Consider the following 18,498-nt stretch of genomic DNA (forward strand, 5'->3'; position numbering starts at 1 on the left):
GTTCTATAGCATCAGCTATGAAAATTATCTTTTCTAAATCAGTCATAGCACACCTACCAGTTGTATGATATTTAATTGCATTTAATACATCCTCATCATATATATTATACACTTTTTTTGCTACTTCTGCTCCTAAAAATGCATGGAGCACAGGATCTTTTATTGAGCTTACAGGATATGATGATAAGTCAATTTTGAATTTTTCAACATACCTTTGTTCATTATATTTAGCACAATCATGTATAAGACCTGCAAGATATGCTTTTTCAGGGTCTAAATCGTAATTTAGAGCTAGTTTTTTTGCAGTATCCGCTACTCTTAAACTGTGTTCAAATCTTTTTATACCGATATCAGTTTTTAATTTATTTTGTATATCTAATAGTTCATTCATATAGGTTCCTATTTTTAATTATATAATCAACCTCATCTCTTACTAAATATTTTATACTCTTCTTGTCTTTAACCAATGATCTAATAAGAGTTGAAGAAATATTTATATTCAGAATATCAATAAGGAAGATATTAGGATTATCTTTTCTAATTTTCTCAACTTTTTTTACAAGTTGACTGTCCTTATCTATTCCTTCCCTTGCAAATACTATAATATTAAAATTAAGAATTTCTTGGTAATTTCTCCATGTATCTACTGTCATGAATGAATCTTCACCCATGATGTAAAATATTTCATGCTTAGCTAAGTTTTTTGTAAAATATTCTAGCGTTTCATGGGTGTACCTTACAGTATTATTTGATGACTCATAAGAGGATAAAATTATTTTAGAATTGTCCTTTATTGCTTCATAAACCATTTCTACACGTAAATCTGCCTTAGTCTTATTTCTGTTTTTTTTATGAGGTGGATTTGAGCTAGGCAGAATAATTACCCTATCCAAATTCATCTCATTAATGGCATTTTCTATTACGACTAAATGTCCAAGATGAATCGGATCAAAGGTGCCACCATATAAACCGACTCTCATTATAGGTTATAAGAGTTATTGTCGTTTTTTCTATATATAGTAAATATCGAACCAATGTGTGATATAAATTCACAATTTAATTTTTCGACAATTGTGTCAATAATATAATCAGCATCATCCAGGTTGTTATTTAAAATTTTAACCTTGATGAGTTCTCTTGCTTCAAGAGCTTCATCAATTGCTTCAAGCAATTTGTCAGATATAGATAGTTTCCCTATATTTATTATTGGTTTGAAATCATGAGCTTCTTGCTTAAGCATCGCTCTTTGTTTACCTGTTAACATACTTCCTCCTATTCATAATACTCAAAGACAATATCACCAACTGCAACACTATCCCCGTCTTCTATTCCCATTTCTTTTAATTTATCAAAGACTTCCATCTCTCTTAAGGTAGATTCAAAATAAATCATTGAATCGTAATCATCTATATTTACCTTATTTAGAAGATTGTCTACTCTTTTACCATAAACAAGATAGATATCATTTTCTTTCTTAATATTTAAGTCAAAATCAACTTCTTTATTGTAAAAGTCTTCCAAGAAGCTTTCATCAACTTCTTCGTAAAGACCAAATTCTTCTTCGTTGGATTTTTCAAGTTCTTCAGTAACATAGTCAATCATTTCCTTAATGCCTTGAGTAGTTGCTGCAGAAATCTTGAAAATTTTGTAGTCTTTACCATACTCTTCAATAAATTTATTAGCATTCTCGTTATAATCTAGTTCTGACTTATTTAAAGCTACAATCATTGGCTTTTCTGAAAGTTTTTCATTATAAAGTTTTAATTCATTATTTATAAGCTCAAAGTCTTCAATTGGATTTCTTCCCTCAAGTCCAGAAATATCTACAAGGTGAATAAGAATCCTGCATCTCTCTATATGTCTTAAAAAGTCATGACCAAGACCAGAACCTTCGCTAGCTCCTTCAATTAGACCAGCAATATCAGCTACAATAAAACTTCTTTCACGATCAACTTTTACAACTCCTAAATTAGGGTCTATGGTTGTAAAATGATAGTTAGCAATTTTGGGTTTGGCCTTTGTAATTACAGAAAGAAGTGTGGATTTGCCGACATTTGGTAGTCCCACAAGTCCAACATCTGCAAGAACTTTTAATTCAAAAATTAAATCTATTTCTTGACCCTTTTTTCCAGACTCAGCAAATCTTGGAGCTTGTCTGATAGAGTTTTTGAAATGAACATTGCCACGGCCTCCCCTACCACCTTTGGCGATTAAAAATTCCTCCCCATATTTTTTAATATCTTTAATAATGGTGTTTGATTCAGCTTCTCGTATTATAGTGCCAACAGGGACTGGTATATAAAGGTCTTCACCTTTTTTTCCAAACTTTTTGCTCTTACCACCCTGCTCACCATTTTCTGCTTTAAAATTCTTCTTATACCTAAATTCATCAAGGGTAGATAGGTTTCTAGTAGCTTTGATAATTATTGAACCACCATTTCCACCATCTCCACCTGCAGGACCGCCAGTTGGTTCGTATTTTTCCCTTCGCCAGGCCACAGCACCATTACCACCGTCTCCTGCTTTTAGGCTAATTTTTGCAATATCAATCATAATTTTCCTTTCATAAAAAAAGGCTTGCCAAAGGCAAGCTTAATTTTTTATCGATTATTGTGCATAAACAGATACTTGTTTTCTGCTTTTGCCTTTTCTTTCAAATTTTACAACGCCTTGGCATGAAGCATAAAGAGTATCATCAGAGCCTCTTTTAACATTGTTACCTGGATGGATTTTAGTTCCTCTTTGTCTAACAATGATAGTTCCTGCGTTTACAAATTGACCATCAGCTCTTTTTACACCAAGTCTTTTAGCTCTTGAGTCCCTACCGTTTTTAGATGAAGAAACTCCCTTTTTGCTTGAAAATCTTTGTAAATTAATATTTAATATCATAATTTCTCCTTATAATTTAATTTAACGTAGCTGCTATAGTTACCTAAAAGCGTTTCAATACCAGTCTTAAAATATTCAAAAATAATCTCTGTATCCCTGTTAGGATTATCGATATAAACGGACATTGTTATTTCATCATCTGAAAAATCAACATCATCTATATATTTGTCAAGACTGTTCACACAGCTATAGGCAAGTATAGTTACAGCTGAACATACAAGGTCTTTGCCATATTCATCGTATTCAGCATGACCTTCAATTTCAAAACCTACTATTTCGTCTTTTTTATTGATTAATAAATCAACATTTATCATTAAAGACTTATGCTATTAATTTTTACTAAAGTATAAGGTTGTCTGTGGCCGTGTTTTTTTCTATATTGTTTTTTAGGTTTATATTTATAAACAACAATTTTCTTATCTTTATTTTGATCTTCTACTGTTGCTGATACCTTAGCACCTTCTACTATTGGAGAACCAACTTTAAGTTCACCATTGTTTGCTACTAATAGTACTTGATCAAAATCTACAGTCTCACCAACTTCGTAAGCTAGTTTTTCAACTCTTACTAAGTCACCTTCTGATACTTTGTATTGTTTTCCACCTGTCTTAATAATTGCGTACATGGAAAGCCTCCTATTTAAAATATTCTCGCCAGCATTCGGGGATCAGAGCCCTAGCTGAGCGGTCTACTGATATATATTACTTCTTGATTCTTCTTTTGTCAAGCAATTTCAATTATTTCCATCTTGCTAATTGCCTCATCTTCCAAGGCCTCAATTTCGAGATTTTCTTCACTAAGTTTAATAAAATTAAGCTTAGGTTTTGTAACTGGATTATCAGGAGCAAAAATTGAACAACAATCGTCGTAAGGTTCTATAGATTTTTCGTAAGAACCTATTTTCAAAGAAATGTCAATAATATCTTTCTTATCCATTGCTATAAGGGGTCTAAGTATGGGTAAGTTTGATGATTCATTTATAACTGATACTGATTCTATAGTTTGGCTTGCTACTTGACCTAATGATTCACCTGTGATTAGGGCTTGATATCCATTTATATCTGCTATTTTATTTGCAATTCTCATCATGAATCTACGAGATAAAATTGTTGTATCTCTTCTGTCACAATTTTGATTTATTGACTTATATATATTTGCTAGATTAACTGAATATACCCTCATTTTGCCAGTATAGGCTGACATTATCTCAGCAAGATCAACCGCCTTTTGTAAAGCTCTTTTAGATGTAAAAGGATAGGAATGAAAGTGTAGGCAGTCTATTTGCATCCCTCTTTTTGCTACCATAAAGCCAGCAACAGGTGAATCAATACCACCAGACAATAAAAGTAAGCCCCTACCTGATGAACCTATTGGTAATCCCCCAAGTCCTTTAAATCTCTTCGAATATACATAAACATTTTCTTTTACATCAATAAAGACTCTAAAGTCTGGATTGTGAACATCTACCTTAAGGTTGGGGAAATCCCTAAGGATAAATCCACCTATCTTGGCAGAAAGTTCTGGAGACTTAAATTCAAATGCCTTGTCAGTCCTCTTACAATCAACTTTGAAAGTATAATTTCTATCTGTGAAATATTCTTCAAGATCAAGTTTACAGGCCTTGTAAATATCATCAAGGTTTTTGCTTGTTTTGATAACATAAGAAACATATGAGATTCCAAAGACTTTTAAAATATTTTCTTTTAGTTTTTCAAAATCTTTTTTATCAGCCTTTATGTATAGCTTAGATGATTCTGAGTACATATCCCTATATGGAATATCTCTTATATTTCTTTTTATATTATCTATGGCTGTTTTATAAAAAATATGCCTATTTTTTCCTTTTAGAAATATTTCACCAAAACTTACTGATAACATCCATTCCATTAAATCACCATCCTTATCATTTCAATACTCGATTTTAAGACTTTTAAAGTGTAATCTAAATCTTTCCTAGTTATTTCACTAGAAAAAGAAAATCTAATTGCACCATCCATGTATTTTTTATCTATACCTAAGGCAGTTAAAATCCTACTATAATCACCTTTTGAACAAGCAGACCCGCTTGAAACATATATTTTCTCCTCCTCAAGCATATGGAGAAGGACCTCTGATTTTATATTTGCAAAAGCCACATCTAAGATATATGGGGATGAAGACTCTATAGGTGAGATTATATATGTATCCATTATTTTATCTTCTATTAATTTTCTTAAATAAGTGTTAAGTCCTTTAATATATTTATATTCATTAGACTCTACTTGTTTTTTTAAAGCAATACCACATGCGTATATTGCTGGTGGATTGTTGGTTCCTGAAGAAATAACCTCCTGATAGCCTCCATCTAAAATCGGTCTAATTTTACCTTGAATACTTTTTCTAATATAAAGACCTCCTAACTGCTTTGGACCATGAAATTTATGGGCAGAAAAACTCATCATGTCTATACCAAGTTCATTAACATCGCAATGAATTTTCCCCAAAGCCTGAGTTGCGTCAATATGGATTACTATATCTTTATTGAAATCTTTTATGATTTTTGAAAGTTTTTTTATATCCTGAATTGTGCCTATTTCATTATTAACATATATGAATGAAACAAAGGTAACTTCATTATCAAGTTTATCCTTCAAATCATCTTCATTTAAAAATCCATATTTATCATTACTTATATATCGTATTTCCTTAAAATTTGAATTTTTAAAGCTATTAAAAACAGAAGAATGCTCAATCTTGCTTGTAAGGGCCACACCTTCGAAAGATTTAATTGCAATATTATTTGATTCTGTAGCTGATTTTGTAAAAAATATTTCAGCCTCATTTGCAGAGATTAATTTTCCAATATATTTTTTTGTATCTTTAATTAAATTTTCTGCTTCCATACCAAATGAATGAAGGGCGCTAGGATTAGCAAAATGATTTTTGCATACATCCATGTAGGCCTCAAGTGCTTCATCATACATTTTTGTAGTAGCAGCATTATCTAAATATATCATATTTTCACCTCGATTATATCATTATATTAGAGCTTATAGATATTACAAGAAAGCTTGGTTAATAATGATGATAGATTATTAATAACAGTATAATATATTTATGATTTGTAAAAAAATAAAAATTGAAGGAAAAAATTTAAATATAAATGACTTGGTTTTAGATATAGAAACTACCGGTCTAGATTTTAGGATTGATAAGCTAGTTCTTTTGGGTCTCGTAAAAATTGTAGCTGAGGACACCTATATATATCAGTATTTTGCACAAGATGATACTGAGGAAATTAAATTACTAAAAATATTTTTAAGAGAAATAAAAAATAAGAGGATTATTACTTTTAATGGCGATAGTTTTGACATACCATTTTTAAATTCAAGGCTTATCTCGCAGAAGCTTTTACCTGTGTTTCCTGAAAGTACGTTGGATATTTACAAAGTTATTAAAAGCTATTCGAAATTTTTCGCCTATGAGTCTATGAAGCTTGTGGATATCGAGAAATTAATCGGAATTGAAAGGAAGGACCCTAGTAGATATAAAGCAATTAGCAAGCTTACAGAAGATATATTAACAAGAAATAAACCCTACCCAATTCTAAAACACAACGAAAATGATTTGATAGCTACAGAAGCACTTACAAATATTGAAAATTTCTATACTAATAAACTCAGTATTAAATCTAAAATTGGAAAATTTTGGCTTTATCAAGCAAATATCAATAAGGATATAGGAAATTTTGAATTTAAAGGAGAGAATACTCTTAATGATTTATATGTTGCAGAGAATAACTATCAGCTAATCGTAAAGGAAAATCTCATTAAACTTAATATCCATGTCTTATATGGCCGTTTCAACGATGACGTTAGGGGATTTGTTACTATAAATAATTTTGATATTAAAAATGAATCTAGTATTGATATCAATGAAAAACTCCTAATAATTAGAGAAAATTCCACATACAATTATAAAAATCTTTTAAATCTTTGCAAAAAAATAATAGAGAATCACTACTAATCCTCTATTTTCCAATTTATTTCTCCTAAATTATTTCTCTTTAGAAACTCATTTGTTTTTGAAAAAGGTCTTGATCCAAAAAATCCATTTCTGGCTGATAATGGAGATGGATGTGCAGATTCTAAAATTAAATGCCTTGAGTTTGTAATCAAGACTTTTTTTGACCTTGCAAAATTCCCCCGCAAAATAAATACTAAGGGCTCTTTTCTTTCATTGAGTGTTTCAATAATTTTATCCGTAAAAATTTGCCAACCAATAGATTTATGGGAATTTGGTTTTTTCTCCTCAACAGTTAAGCAGGCATTTAATAATAACACTCCCTGACTTGCCCATGAAATAAGAGAACCATTTTTTGAAGGTTTTATACCTAGGTCATTTTCCATTTCTTTATAAATATTTCTTAAAGATGGTGGTAGTTTTATTCCCTTATTTACTGAAAAAGACAAGCCTTGTGCTTGTCCGTAATTATAATAAGGATCTTGTCCCAAAATTACCACTTTAGTATCCATATAAGATGAAAGTTCAAAGGCCTTGAAGATTTCATCTCTAGGAGGAAATATATGTTTTTCTTTATAAGCCTTATCTAAAAAACTTTGAATCTTCTTAAAATAATCTTTATTAAATTCATCATTCAAGATAAGGTTCCAATCATTATTTATCTTCATGAATAAAAATAATATAAATAATCATTAAAGCACAACCCAGACTTACAAAAATATCTGCCACATTAAAAACTGGGAATGAGAAAAATGAAAATTCTATAAAATCAACGACAAATCCATTTATAAACCTATCATAAAAATTACCTAAAGCTCCAGAAATAATCATAGCAAAGCCTATATTTAAAATCATCGGATTAGTTTTATGAGATTTGTAAAAATAATACAAAAGATAAAAAACTATAGCAACAGTTATTACTAAAAAGAACAGTCTTTTGTCCTGTAGAATCCCAAAAGCTGCCCCCCTATTTTCTAAATAGGTCAAATTAATTATCGGAGTACTTATTGGATTTTCTATAAAATTGTGAATTGCATATACCTTAGTAAGTCTATCTAAAACTAAGCCAAGGATAATTATTATAATATATATCATTTTACTTTCCTATATTTTATGTGATAATTTTCTTTCTTACTCACACCATCTATTTCATCAAAAATAAACCTGCCAAACTTTCTGACAGAAATAAGGCTTCCTTCAAAAACTTGGTAGGATGGTTCATCTACAACTTGAAAATCAACCTTTACTAGCCTTGAATTCACAAGTTCCTTTGCCTTGGTTCTAGAAATAGAAAGAAACAAGCTAAGAAGATTATCAAGTCTGAGACTAGAAACAAATCCTCCTTTTTCTTCATATTCAAGCTTTATTAAATCTAATTTTCCATCTTCTTTTACTTTAAGCTTAATATTTTCATTTTTAATCTTAGTTAGATTAAATTCAACAAAATTTGCTTGCTCAATACTCAAGGCAAACTCTACTTTATTATCAAGAACAGATATATCTCCAATATCATTTCTATTTACACCTAAGCTCAAAAGTGCTCCCAAGACGTCAGGATGGCTAACTTCTTCAGAGTCAAACTCTAATACACTTATGTAATTTGGTTCATAAAGTGGCTCGTAATAATAGTTTGCTACAAAAATTTTTCTTTCAGCATCAATATTTCCACCTAAAAAGCAAAGGTCAATTGAATTTTTTTTAGCAATATCTTTAATTATTTTTTGTTCATAAGGGTCGAGAAAAAAACTCTTAACCTCTATATGCTTATAAAAAGCCTTTTCCAGTACAGAAACGGCCTTTCTAATATTAGTCTTCTTTGCTTTGTCAATTATATGATCTAAATTATACTCTAATGCCATAAAAACAAAAGACCGAAATTAATCGATCTATAGTTGGTTATAATTTCCTTCTGAAATTTGGTCTGCTACATAAGAATCAATTTCGACACCATTTGGAGTTATAACAAAAATTCCCTTAGTAACTTTTCTCATATTTCCCTTAAGTGCATAAACCGCACCACTTACAAAGTCAAATATCCTCATTCTTAAATCATTATCAACCATCTCTAAGTTTAAAACCACAACCCTATTTTTTAGTATTTCTTCTATAACAACTGGGCCATCATTATCATAATCTAAAGGTTCTTGTATTGAAATTCTCATATTGCTACTCCTGGTAAAATTACTGTTGCTATTGATGCTAACTACATTATTTTCTGAATTATCTGACTTAAATGAATTACCAAAAGAATAATCATCTGAAAAACTTGTCTTGTTTGTATTAAGAGAGTCATTAGTATAGGTACTATCCTTGCTATCATCTAATAATTCACTGTAAGTTGTTCTTTTTCTTTTTTCTTCTTTGTTATCATCTTCATCATCATAATACATTTGATCATCATCATAATCATCATAATTATCATCAATTCCAATGAATTCTTTAAATCTATCAAACATTTTTATCATCCTTTGCTAGTATTATCTATTATCATTATATACTAAATCGCTATAAAGTAAAAATTTAAAATTCGCTTTTTATATCTCTCTTCATTAAATCTTTTACAGATTCATCACAATCTTTATTCTCAAAGAGGACCTTGTAAATCTCATTTGTAATAGGTAGCTCTATATTTTTTTCTTTAGCGAGTTCATAAACTGATTCTGTAGTTGGGATACCTTCTACAACCATTTTTATTTTATTCTGAAGCTCTTCAAGACTTAGGCCTTGGCCAACCAAGATACCCGCCCCATTGTTTCTAGAATGTTTGCTTGTGGCGGTAACGATTAAATCACCTACGCCTGCCAAACCATTTATAGTTTTAAACTCTGCTCCGAAGACACATGCAAACTTGCTCATCTCGTGGATTCCTCTGGTAATTAGAGCAGCTTTGGCGTTATCTCCATAACCCAAACCTTGCGCCATACCAATACCGAAGGCAAGTATGTTTTTAATAGCACCACCAAGTTCAACACCGACCAAATCGTTAGATGAATACACCCTAAAATATTCTCTAACAAAAAGTTCTTGGATTTCTTTAGCCAATTTAATATCTTCGCTTGCTGACACAACAGCTGTTGGCATCTTTAAAATTACCTCTTCAGCGTGTGATGGTCCACTTAAGGTGACAAAAGAAATATTATGATTAAAATCCCTAAAAATTTCTGAAATCCTTTTATGGCTTCCAAGTTCTAGCCCTTTAGATAAATTAATAACAATATGATTATCTGTTAATAGGTGGTTTGAAAGATTCAAAACATTTCTTATTTGTTGGGTCGGAATTCCATTAACTAAATATTTGTTTTTGAAAATATCTTCTAGACTGCTTGTCGCCTTAATCTTCTCGCTTAATTTAACATCTGGAAAATATTTAATATTTATATGGTCATTATTAATTGCAGAAACAACCATTTCATCCCTTGCGTAAATTAGAACATCTTCTTTTTCTGCTAACAAGTTGGCGATAGCTGTTGACCAAGACCCAGCTCCTAATATAGATATTGTCATTTCATCACCTAAAATAATTTACTTTCTTCTCTTCTTATAATCCTTTTTATATTTGCCTTGTGCTTGATTATAATAATTGTTGCGATAATTGATAGGCTTAAGCTAAAATAACTAACTCCATATGAATAGATGCTTGAAATTATCGCAACTAGACAAACACAAACCGAACCTAAGGATACCATCTTTGAAAGTAATACTACAATAAAAAATACCGCAAACATTCCTAATGCAAATTTAGGATTAATATAAATCAATGCACCAAATACTGTGGCAATACCTTTTCCAGCTTTGAAATTAAGCAAAAAGCTATACATGTGCCCTATAACAACAAAGAACATAGCTAAGCTCATTCCTTCATTTCCAGCTATAAGTCCACCAATAAATGCTGCTAATCCACCCTTAAAAGCATCTAGAATAAAGGTTATTAATCCGGCAGTTTTACCAAAATTTCTTAGAGCATTTGTTGTTCCAATATTACCAGAACCCATGGACCTTATATCTTTTTTGTAGATATACTTTCCAATATAATACCCAAAAGGCAAACTACCCAATAAATATGATATGATTACTATTATAAAAAATTTCATTTTTTACCACTTCGCTCTTTAAAGACAAAGCTAAAAGGAACACCTACCAACGAATAATTTTGTCTTATCTGATTTTCTAGATACCTAGTATAGGAAAAATGCAATAGTTCTCTATCGTTTATAGATAGTAAAAACTTTGGTGGACAAGTTCCTACCTGACTCATGTAATAAATCTTAAGCCTCTTACCCTTATCTTGTGGTGGCTGATTTATGAGCATCGCATCTTGTAGAATAGTGTTTAATACACCCGTTTTGATTCTCATCCTGTAGTTATTATCAACTACTTCTATCATATCTAAAAGAGTATCAATTCTCGCATTGTCTTTAACTGATATGAAAACTATTGGTGCATATAAGGCGAAAGAAAGAGTTTTTCTAATTTCCTTTTCCATATTTGCCATTGTGTTAGTATCTTTTTCAACAAGATCCCACTTATTTACAGCAATTATTATAGCTTTTTTATTGTTATGAGCATAGCCTGCAATTTTTGCATCCTGTTCTGTTACACCTACAGTTGCGTCTATTAAAAATAAACAAATTTCAGCGCTATCTACAGCATCAAATGTTCTTTGGTTAGCATAGTACTCGATATTTTCTTTTACCTTTGATTTTCTCCTAAGTCCTGCTGTATCTATTAATACATAGTTGTGATCGTTGTAGGTCCAATAACTATCAACAGCATCGCGGGTAGTGCCGGCTATATCTGTTACAATCATCCTATCTTCATTAAGTAAAAGATTTACCAGAGAAGACTTGCCAGCATTTGGTTTACCTATAATAGCAATCCTTGTCTCATCCTCTGAGCCCTCATATTTTGAAAAATCAATATAAGAAATAATTGCATCTAATAAATCTCCAAGCCCCTTTGCTTGTTCTGCTGAAATCATAATAAGATTATCAAATCCAAATGAATAGAAATCATACAAGTCATCCGGCACTTGCATATTATCAACCTTATTCGCTACAATGATTACAGGTTTATTATATTTTCTAATCTCATTTGCTATATCAACATCGTGAGGATTTACGCCTTCTTTTCCGTCAACTACAAATAAGATTAAATCTGTTTCAATAAGGGCCTTTTCTACTTGACCCCTTACTTCAACATTCATCATGTCTTTACTTGAAATATCAATTCCACCTGTATCTACAAGCAAAAACTCATTATTTTGCCATTCAGCCTTATCAACAATCCTGTCCCTGGTTACTCCAGAGACGTCTTCAGTTATTGATTTTCTTTTTCCAACTAGGCGATTAAACAATGTGGATTTGCCCACATTTGTCCTACCTACAAGGGTTACTATTGGTAAAGCCATATTTATCTCCAATTCTATTATTAAAATATAGTTATTAACAAACTTTTCTAACCTTCATAAGTTTCTCTTTTTTGGCTCCTTTATCAAGTCTTTTTATATATAAAACTGACAAAGCAAGCATAAAAACAACCGAGCCTAAACTTATAAGATTAGTATCATATCCAGTATTTTTTAGTAGAAATGATGGAGCTATAGCCCCTATCATTACTAAAATCACCGGAATTATATAAACTAAGGCTGAGATTTTGTTAATCTCGTCAGCATCACTTTCTAAAATGACCTTATCTCCTTTGTTTATATTATCCGCAGAAAAAATTTCTATAATTGTAGTTTTTCTTTCTGCACAAGAACCACTTGCAGCGCATGATCCACACGCACTGTTTCGGTCTACTTTTATTTTCAAATTTCCATTATTGTTCTCAAGGACTAGACCTTCTTTAGTCATTGTCATGTAGACTATCACCTCAATTTTATATTAAGTTCCTCTAAAGCCTTGTCATCAACCATAGTTGGTGCTTCTGTTAGCGGACAGGTTGCAGATTGAGTTTTAGGAAATGCAATTATCTCCTTTATGTTATCAGTTTTTGCAAATAACATTAATAACCTGTCAAGTCCATAGGCAAGACCAGCGTGTGGAGGTGTTCCGTATTGAAGGGCTTCAATAAAGAATCCAAATTTATTTTGTATGTCTTCATCGCTTAATTTTAAAGCTTCAAAGACCTTTTTTTGTAGATCAGAATTATTAATCCTTACTGATCCACCTCCCATTTCATCTCCATTTATAACAATATCATAAGCTTGAGTTCTAACTTTTTCTGGCTGAGTTAGGAGCAAGTCAATATCTTCCTCATTTGGCATGGTAAATGGATGGTGTTGGGCAACGTATCTATCTTCTTCTTCGCTATATTCAAACATTGGGAAATTAACTACCCAAGTTAAGGCATATTCTTTTTCATAAAGATTATTTTCTTTTGCAATTTTTACCCTTAAAGCTCCCAAACCTTCAAGAACAGTCTTATTCTTATCTGCAGCAAGGAAGATTAAGTCGCCTTCTTTTGCATCTAGTTTTTCTTTTAATTTTTCAATAATATCATCAGTTAGGAATTTCTTAATTGATGACTGCATATCCTCATTAAATTTAATATAAGATAAGCCTTTTAAACCATAGTCTTTTACAAAATCTGTCAATTTATCCAGATGTTTTCTAGAATACTTATCTTCTAAACCTGTAAAATTAATTGCTCTTACAGACCTACCATCACTAGTATTATCAGCAAAGACTTTGAATTCACTACCTGCAAAAATTTCTGATACATCTTTGATTTTATAACCGTATCTTAAATCTGGCTTATCAGATCCATAAGACTCCATAGCTTCACTATAGTCCATCCTATTTATTGGTAATTTTAAATCATAGTCTGTATATTTATCGAATAAGACCTTCAATAGTCCTTCGTTCATAGCTATTACATCATCTTGATTAGAAAAACTCATTTCTAAGTCAAGCTGGGTGAATTCTGGCTGTCTATTTGCTCTTAAGTCTTCATCCCTAAAGCATTTTACAACTTGGAAATACCTATCAAGTGAACCAATCATTAGGATTTGCTTTAACAACTGAGGAGATTGTGGTAGAGCGTAAAACTTTCCAGCATTAATCCTTGATGGAACTAAATAGTCTCTCGCACCTTCAGGAGTTGGCTTAGTTAAAAATGGTGTTTCAACTTCAGTGAAGTCATTTTCATAGAAATACTCTCTCACTGACCTAACAATATCTGATCTTAGTTTTAGGTTTCTTTGAACAGATGGTTTTCTCATGTCGAGATACCTATATTTCAACCTAAGATTTTCGCTAACATCATCGTCATCTTTAATATATATTGGTGGAGTTTTTGCCTTGTCAAGTATGTTTATTTTATCAGCAATAATTTCTATATCACCTGTTGGTATATCAGGGTTTTTGCTTTCTCTTTCAAAAACTTTGCCCTTAACTTCAAGAACATACTCAGCAGAAATACCACGAGCCTTCTCATAATTATCTTTGTCATCATCCCTGATAACAATCTGACTGATACCGGTTTTATCTCTTAAGTCAATAAAAACTAAAGAGCCTAGGTTACGTTTTTTTGCAACCCAGCCCATTAAGACTACCTCTTTGCCCAAGTCTTCAATCCTTAGGCTACCACACATATGTGTTCTTTTAAATTCCATATTTCCTCCCATTATTGTAAAAATGGATTATTGTCTAATTCAAATCCCAAAGTGCTTTCTTCATTATGACCTGGGTAAATTTTAGCACTCCTATCAAGTTTGCCCAGTTTATTTAATATTGAGTCTATAATATCTGTAAAAGACCCACCTGGAAAATCAGTTCTTCCTACTGAGAGTCTAAATAAAGTATCTCCAGTAAAAATAGCATCTCCCAAAACATAAGACATAGAATCAATGGTATGACCTGGTGTCTTAATTGCCTTTATCTTGTATTTACTAAATACTTCCCCATCTTTTAGGTAGTGGTCAATAGGAACTTCCAAATTATTTATATGATATGCCAAATTGTAATTTGGATCTTCAGCCAAATCCTTGGCATCTTCGGAAGCATAAACATCTACACCAAACTTATCCTTGTAATATTTAAGACCAGTAACATGGTCAAAATGAGTATGGGTGAGTATTATAAATTCTATTTTTATTTTATTGTCTTCTATAAACTTATCAAGCGCACTTGATGGATAAGGGCAATCTACAATAAATCCCTTACCATTCTCATGGACAATATAAGTATTTGTCATAACTGGTCCTAGAGTAAACCTATCAATATTCATTAAAAAATCCTTTCACTGTCTAGAATAATGGTCACAGGCCCGTCGTTAACAAGACTCACTTCCATATGTGCCTGAAATTGTCCTGTTTTAACGGTAAATCCTTCATCAATTAGCTCATCTCGAAGTCTTTGGTAATAGTCATCTGCCTTTTCCAGTCCTGCTGACATGGTGAAAGATGGCCTATTACCTTTTCTTGCATCACCGTATAGGGTAAATTGACTAACCAAGAGGATTTCACCCCCAGTATCCTTAAGCCTAAGGTTCATCTTACCATCTTCATCTTCAAAAATTCTTAAATTTGCTATTTTCTTTTTTATATAAGCAAGGTCATCGTCCTTATCTGTCTCTTTGACAGCTAGTAGAATCATATAGCCATTTCCTATTTCAGATATTAACTCATTATCTACTCTAACACTTGCTTCAGTAACTTTTTGTATAATCGCTCTCATTAACTTTTCACCCTAAATACATCTGAGACTGTTTTAATTGTCTTTAATCTTTTTATAACATTGTCTAATTGCTCTGTAGAGCTTACTTCAATAACCAAGTCCATTATTCCAGCATCACTATCTGTCCTTGCATTAATACTTAAGATATTAACATCAAAGGTTGACATCATCTTTGAAACTTCAAATAAAATTGACGGGCCATTGGCGGATATAATCTGAATTTTCACTGGGAACTTATCCGTTGATAAGTTTTGCCAGTAAACATCAATTAACCTCTCTGGAGACTTTGAATTAATAATATTTGGGCAAGTCTTTACATGGACTGAAATACCGTTGCCCTTTGTTATAAATCCAATAATTGGGTCTCCTGGAACAGGTGTACAACATTTAGCAAATTTAACTTCTATATCTTCGTCAAGGTCTGATACTCTTATCTCATTAGTAATCTTGGTATTGATTTCTTTTTTACTTACATCCAGAGGTTTGCTTAATTCTTTTTTCTTAAGCTCTTCCTTATCCCTCCTAATAAGCTTTTGGCTAACTTGTTCAGCTGTGGTCTTACCATAACCTACTGAAGCATACATTTCATCTTCAGTTGGGAAACCCAAATCACTAGCGATTTCAGCCAACCATTCTTCTTTAAGCAAATACCTATAGTTTTGCTTATATTTTTTTAAATCACGGGCAATTGCAGACTTGCCTATTTCAATATTATCTTCCTTGTCATAACGTTTGAAAAATTGTTTTATTTTTGACTTAGCTTGGTTGCTCTTTACGATATTTAGCCAATCCCTACTTGGACCTTGGGAATTTTTGCTTGTAATAATTTCAACTAAATCACCAGTTTTTAGAGGTTGGGTTATTGGAACCATTCTACCATTTACCTTTGCACCAACGCAGGAATTACCAACTTCGGTATGGATTTTATATGCAAAGTCAATTGAGCACGAATTCATTGGCAATGAATAAACTTCGCCTGTTGGAGAATAAACATAGATTTCTCTTGAGAAAAAGTCTGTTTTTAAGGTTTCCATAAACTCTTCGTTATTTACATCCTTGCCACCTTCTTGTTGCCATTCTACAATTTGCCTTAAGAAGCTCATTGCATCGTCAAACTCAGACTTAGTTTTTTTGTTTTCTTTATAACGCCAGTGAGCTGCTACACCAAATTCACATTCTCTATGCATTTTTCGTGTTCTAATTTGCACCTCAAAAGGCTTTGAATCATCACCAAAAACTGTTGTATGAAGAGACCTATATCCATTTGGCTTTGGCTGACCTATATAATCTTTAATCCTGTTTGGTATAGGCCTCCACAAGGAATGTACCTTGCCTAAAACCGCATAGCACTCTGCTATAGTATCAACTAAGACTCTGACAGCTGTAAGGTCATATATTTCTTCAAAAGCAATCTTATTTCTCTCCATTTTTTTATTAATAGAGTATAAAGATTTTGGTCTGCCAGAAATTTCAAAGTTTATATTGGTTGACTTTAGAGAATTGGTCAAAGTATCAATTATTTCATTGATATAATTTTCCCTCTCACGTCTTTTTACACTTACCATTTCTGCAAGCTCATAATATTTTTCAGGCTCTTGATATCTGAAACATAGGTCTTCTAGTTCCCACTTTAAAGAATAAATTCCAAGTCTGTGAGCTAGAGGAACGTATATTTCGATGGTTTCATTTGCCTTTTGTAATTGCTTTTCCCTTGTCATGTACTCAAGGGTTCGCATATTATGAAGTCTATCAGCCAGCTTTATTAAAACAACCCTAACATCATTTGCCATGGCCATTACCATTTTTCTAATGTTTTCAGCTTGTTTTTCTTCTTTAGATGTATAGTTAATATTCTTAAGTTTAGTAACCCCATCAACTAAAAAAGTGATTTCCTCACCAAACTCTTCCTTCATCTCATCCCTAGTTACATCTGTGTCTTCTAAAACATCGTGCATGAGACCAGCGCAAATAGTTTCATCATCTAATTTCATATCTGATAAATTAGATGCTACAGCAATCGGATGGATAAAATAATCCTCTCCTGAATTTCTCTTTTGACCCTTATGGTGAAGAGCTCCAAAATCATAGGCCTTCTTTATGAGGTCTATATTTGCGTTAGGATTATTTTTTAAAATAAGTTCTTTGAATTTTATAAATTCTTTATTAAAATCGGTTGCCATATAATCACCTAATATCAATTAATTTCAATTGTAGGGACCTATTGCCCCTAAATTCGTTCACATCTGGATAATAAACTATATCAATTTTTTTACCAAGGATATTACCGTTAAACTTCTCTTTTAAATAATTGTAGTCATCTTCTGCTTGAAATTTAATGGCATTGTAGTACTTTCCATCTTGAAAAAGTGATAACTTCAAAGTGTTTTTGTCTTTCCCAATCATTGAAATCGCCGCAATATCAACGCTTTTATTAGCAAAGACCGGTCTAGAATTATCCTTACCAAAAGGCTTAAACCTATCCAAACTTTCTGCAAATTCTAAAGATAATTTTGAAATAGGAATTTGAGTATCTATACTAATCGCTTGTTCCTTATCAGTCTGGGTTAGCTTTGAATTTTCATTTAAAAACTTCATAAATTTATTAATCTCATCTATTTTTATAGATAAGCCACAAGCCATAGGGTGACCACCAAATGATTCTAGATTATCAGAAAATGGCGATATTTCTTCAAACATATTATAAGCTGGTATAGATCTTCCAGATCCTTTTGCAATTCCCTCTTCCTTAGAATTTGTCAAAATTATTGTAGGTCTATAATATTTTTCTTTAATCCTACCTGCAACAATCCCGCATATAGATTCATTTATATCAGGTGCGTAGACGACTATAATATCATCTTTATCGTATGAATTTTCTCTTATGAGTTCATTAATTTTATTAAAAGCTGTTTCGGTTAAAGTTTTTCTC

General features: G+C 31.8%; 23 protein-coding genes. 1 reads left to right on the top strand and 22 read right to left on the bottom strand.

Annotation, left to right across the window (positions count from 1 at the left end; genetic code table 11):
- From yqeK to RQ907_RS03085, 9 genes are all read right to left on the bottom strand, one after another.
- A partial coding sequence (yqeK, locus tag RQ907_RS03045) for a bis(5'-nucleosyl)-tetraphosphatase (symmetrical) YqeK (protein ID WP_311491935.1) occupies positions 1-391 on the bottom strand: 391 nt, incomplete at its 3' end.
- The gene (gene nadD, locus RQ907_RS03050; RefSeq protein WP_311491936.1) at positions 384-980 is read right to left on the bottom strand and encodes a nicotinate (nicotinamide) nucleotide adenylyltransferase; all 597 of its coding nucleotides are present in this window, start codon (positions 978-980) and stop codon (positions 384-386) included. The genes yqeK and nadD, both read right to left, overlap by 8 nt.
- A complete protein-coding gene (gene yhbY / locus RQ907_RS03055) occupies positions 980-1,264 on the bottom strand; it encodes a ribosome assembly RNA-binding protein YhbY (protein ID WP_311491937.1) in 285 nt (94 codons plus the stop codon). Before yhbY ends, nadD begins: the two co-directional genes overlap by 1 nt.
- Before the next feature lie 8 nt (positions 1,265-1,272).
- Positions 1,273-2,553 (bottom strand): GTPase ObgE, encoded by a 1,281-nt coding sequence (gene obgE, locus RQ907_RS03060; RefSeq protein ID WP_311491938.1) that lies wholly within the window; start codon positions 2,551-2,553, stop codon positions 1,273-1,275.
- 54 nt (positions 2,554-2,607) lie between these two features.
- A complete protein-coding gene (gene rpmA, locus RQ907_RS03065) occupies positions 2,608-2,889 on the bottom strand; it encodes a 50S ribosomal protein L27 (RefSeq protein ID WP_311491939.1) in 282 nt (93 codons plus the stop codon).
- Positions 2,886-3,203 (bottom strand): ribosomal-processing cysteine protease Prp, encoded by a 318-nt coding sequence (locus RQ907_RS03070; RefSeq protein WP_311491940.1) that lies wholly within the window; start codon positions 3,201-3,203, stop codon positions 2,886-2,888. The genes rpmA and RQ907_RS03070 overlap by 4 nt, the downstream gene beginning before the upstream one ends.
- Positions 3,203-3,514 (bottom strand): 50S ribosomal protein L21, encoded by a 312-nt coding sequence (rplU, locus tag RQ907_RS03075; RefSeq protein WP_311491941.1) that lies wholly within the window; start codon positions 3,512-3,514, stop codon positions 3,203-3,205. Before rplU ends, RQ907_RS03070 begins: the two co-directional genes overlap by 1 nt.
- Before the next feature lie 98 nt (positions 3,515-3,612).
- Complete coding sequence (thiI, locus tag RQ907_RS03080) at positions 3,613-4,776, bottom strand: tRNA uracil 4-sulfurtransferase ThiI (protein ID WP_311491942.1); 1,164 nt, start codon at positions 4,774-4,776, stop codon at positions 3,613-3,615.
- The gene (locus RQ907_RS03085) at positions 4,776-5,885 is read right to left on the bottom strand and encodes a cysteine desulfurase family protein (RefSeq protein WP_311491943.1); all 1,110 of its coding nucleotides are present in this window, start codon (positions 5,883-5,885) and stop codon (positions 4,776-4,778) included. The genes thiI and RQ907_RS03085 overlap by 1 nt, the downstream gene beginning before the upstream one ends.
- Positions 5,886-5,985: 100 nt before the next feature.
- Here RQ907_RS03085 and RQ907_RS03090 point away from each other — a divergent pair, with 100 nt between their 5' ends.
- Positions 5,986-6,894: a ribonuclease H-like domain-containing protein gene (locus RQ907_RS03090; RefSeq protein ID WP_311491944.1), complete on the top strand. Its 909-nt coding sequence runs from the start codon at positions 5,986-5,988 to the stop codon at positions 6,892-6,894.
- Here RQ907_RS03090 and RQ907_RS03095 read toward each other — a convergent pair.
- From RQ907_RS03095 to RQ907_RS03155, 13 genes are all read right to left on the bottom strand, one after another.
- Positions 6,891-7,559, bottom strand: coding sequence for a uracil-DNA glycosylase (locus tag RQ907_RS03095; protein WP_311491945.1), 669 nt, complete (start codon positions 7,557-7,559; stop codon positions 6,891-6,893). The two genes, RQ907_RS03090 and RQ907_RS03095, sit on opposite strands and share 4 nt — an antisense overlap.
- Positions 7,546-7,986 (bottom strand): signal peptidase II, encoded by a 441-nt coding sequence (gene lspA, locus RQ907_RS03100; protein WP_311491946.1) that lies wholly within the window; start codon positions 7,984-7,986, stop codon positions 7,546-7,548. Before lspA ends, RQ907_RS03095 begins: the two co-directional genes overlap by 14 nt.
- Positions 7,983-8,750: a YlmH/Sll1252 family protein gene (locus RQ907_RS03105; protein WP_311491947.1), complete on the bottom strand. Its 768-nt coding sequence runs from the start codon at positions 8,748-8,750 to the stop codon at positions 7,983-7,985. Before RQ907_RS03105 ends, lspA begins: the two co-directional genes overlap by 4 nt.
- A gap of 27 nt (positions 8,751-8,777) precedes the next feature.
- Positions 8,778-9,347 carry a cell division protein SepF gene (locus tag RQ907_RS03110; protein WP_311491948.1) on the bottom strand — a complete coding sequence of 190 codons (570 nt, stop codon included), beginning with the start codon at positions 9,345-9,347 and terminating at the stop codon, positions 8,778-8,780.
- Between the two features lie 64 nt (positions 9,348-9,411).
- Positions 9,412-10,395, bottom strand: a complete 984-nt coding sequence (locus RQ907_RS03115) for an NAD(P)H-dependent glycerol-3-phosphate dehydrogenase (protein ID WP_311491949.1) — start codon at positions 10,393-10,395, stop codon at positions 9,412-9,414.
- Between the two features lie 8 nt (positions 10,396-10,403).
- Positions 10,404-10,982 (bottom strand): glycerol-3-phosphate 1-O-acyltransferase PlsY, encoded by a 579-nt coding sequence (gene plsY, locus RQ907_RS03120; protein ID WP_311491950.1) that lies wholly within the window; start codon positions 10,980-10,982, stop codon positions 10,404-10,406.
- Entirely contained in the window at positions 10,979-12,298 is a 1,320-nt protein-coding gene (gene der / locus RQ907_RS03125) for a ribosome biogenesis GTPase Der (protein WP_311491951.1), read from the bottom strand. The genes plsY and der overlap by 4 nt, the downstream gene beginning before the upstream one ends.
- Positions 12,299-12,332: 34 nt before the next feature.
- Positions 12,333-12,749, bottom strand: a complete 417-nt coding sequence (locus RQ907_RS03130) for a SoxR reducing system RseC family protein (RefSeq protein WP_311491952.1) — start codon at positions 12,747-12,749, stop codon at positions 12,333-12,335.
- Between the two features lie 8 nt (positions 12,750-12,757).
- Positions 12,758-14,506, bottom strand: coding sequence for an aspartate--tRNA ligase (aspS, locus tag RQ907_RS03135; protein WP_311491953.1), 1,749 nt, complete (start codon positions 14,504-14,506; stop codon positions 12,758-12,760).
- Between the two features lie 11 nt (positions 14,507-14,517).
- Positions 14,518-15,120, bottom strand: coding sequence for an MBL fold metallo-hydrolase (locus RQ907_RS03140; protein ID WP_311491954.1), 603 nt, complete (start codon positions 15,118-15,120; stop codon positions 14,518-14,520).
- A complete protein-coding gene (gene dtd, locus RQ907_RS03145) occupies positions 15,120-15,569 on the bottom strand; it encodes a D-aminoacyl-tRNA deacylase (RefSeq protein WP_311491955.1) in 450 nt (149 codons plus the stop codon). The genes RQ907_RS03140 and dtd overlap by 1 nt, the downstream gene beginning before the upstream one ends.
- Positions 15,569-17,749, bottom strand: coding sequence for a bifunctional (p)ppGpp synthetase/guanosine-3',5'-bis(diphosphate) 3'-pyrophosphohydrolase (locus RQ907_RS03150; RefSeq protein ID WP_311491956.1), 2,181 nt, complete (start codon positions 17,747-17,749; stop codon positions 15,569-15,571). Before RQ907_RS03150 ends, dtd begins: the two co-directional genes overlap by 1 nt.
- A gap of 4 nt (positions 17,750-17,753) precedes the next feature.
- Positions 17,754-18,498: DHHA1 domain-containing protein (locus RQ907_RS03155; RefSeq protein ID WP_311491957.1), on the bottom strand; the 745-nt coding region annotated here is incomplete at its 5' end.

Source organism: uncultured Anaerococcus sp. (assembly GCF_963510575.1).
Classification (GTDB): Bacteria; Bacillota; Clostridia; order Tissierellales; family Peptoniphilaceae; genus Anaerococcus.

Excerpts from the sequence above, each read along its gene's own strand:
- nadD (WP_311491936.1), bottom strand. The coding sequence starts at position 980 with ATGAGAGTCGGTTTATATGGTGGCACCTTTGATCCGATTCATCTTGGA.
- yhbY (WP_311491937.1), bottom strand. The coding sequence starts at position 1,264 with ATGTTAACAGGTAAACAAAGAGCGATGCTTAAGCAAGAAGCTCATGAT.
- obgE (WP_311491938.1), bottom strand. The coding sequence starts at position 2,553 with ATGATTGATATTGCAAAAATTAGCCTAAAAGCAGGAGACGGTGGTAAT.
- rpmA (WP_311491939.1), bottom strand. The coding sequence starts at position 2,889 with ATGATATTAAATATTAATTTACAAAGATTTTCAAGCAAAAAGGGAGTT.
- RQ907_RS03070 (WP_311491940.1), bottom strand. The coding sequence starts at position 3,203 with ATGATAAATGTTGATTTATTAATCAATAAAAAAGACGAAATAGTAGGT.
- rplU (WP_311491941.1), bottom strand. The coding sequence starts at position 3,514 with ATGTACGCAATTATTAAGACAGGTGGAAAACAATACAAAGTATCAGAA.
- thiI (WP_311491942.1), bottom strand. The coding sequence starts at position 4,776 with ATGGAATGGATGTTATCAGTAAGTTTTGGTGAAATATTTCTAAAAGGA.
- RQ907_RS03085 (WP_311491943.1), bottom strand. The coding sequence starts at position 5,885 with ATGATATATTTAGATAATGCTGCTACTACAAAAATGTATGATGAAGCA.
- RQ907_RS03090 (WP_311491944.1), top strand. The coding sequence starts at position 5,986 with ATGATTTGTAAAAAAATAAAAATTGAAGGAAAAAATTTAAATATAAAT.
- RQ907_RS03095 (WP_311491945.1), bottom strand. The coding sequence starts at position 7,559 with ATGAAGATAAATAATGATTGGAACCTTATCTTGAATGATGAATTTAAT.
- lspA (WP_311491946.1), bottom strand. The coding sequence starts at position 7,986 with ATGATATATATTATAATAATTATCCTTGGCTTAGTTTTAGATAGACTT.
- RQ907_RS03105 (WP_311491947.1), bottom strand. The coding sequence starts at position 8,750 with ATGGCATTAGAGTATAATTTAGATCATATAATTGACAAAGCAAAGAAG.
- RQ907_RS03110 (WP_311491948.1), bottom strand. The coding sequence starts at position 9,347 with ATGTTTGATAGATTTAAAGAATTCATTGGAATTGATGATAATTATGAT.
- RQ907_RS03115 (WP_311491949.1), bottom strand. The coding sequence starts at position 10,395 with ATGACAATATCTATATTAGGAGCTGGGTCTTGGTCAACAGCTATCGCC.
- plsY (WP_311491950.1), bottom strand. The coding sequence starts at position 10,982 with ATGAAATTTTTTATAATAGTAATCATATCATATTTATTGGGTAGTTTG.
- der (WP_311491951.1), bottom strand. The coding sequence starts at position 12,298 with ATGGCTTTACCAATAGTAACCCTTGTAGGTAGGACAAATGTGGGCAAA.
- RQ907_RS03130 (WP_311491952.1), bottom strand. The coding sequence starts at position 12,749 with ATGACAATGACTAAAGAAGGTCTAGTCCTTGAGAACAATAATGGAAAT.
- aspS (WP_311491953.1), bottom strand. The coding sequence starts at position 14,506 with ATGGAATTTAAAAGAACACATATGTGTGGTAGCCTAAGGATTGAAGAC.
- RQ907_RS03140 (WP_311491954.1), bottom strand. The coding sequence starts at position 15,120 with ATGAATATTGATAGGTTTACTCTAGGACCAGTTATGACAAATACTTAT.
- dtd (WP_311491955.1), bottom strand. The coding sequence starts at position 15,569 with ATGAGAGCGATTATACAAAAAGTTACTGAAGCAAGTGTTAGAGTAGAT.
- RQ907_RS03150 (WP_311491956.1), bottom strand. The coding sequence starts at position 17,749 with ATGGCAACCGATTTTAATAAAGAATTTATAAAATTCAAAGAACTTATT.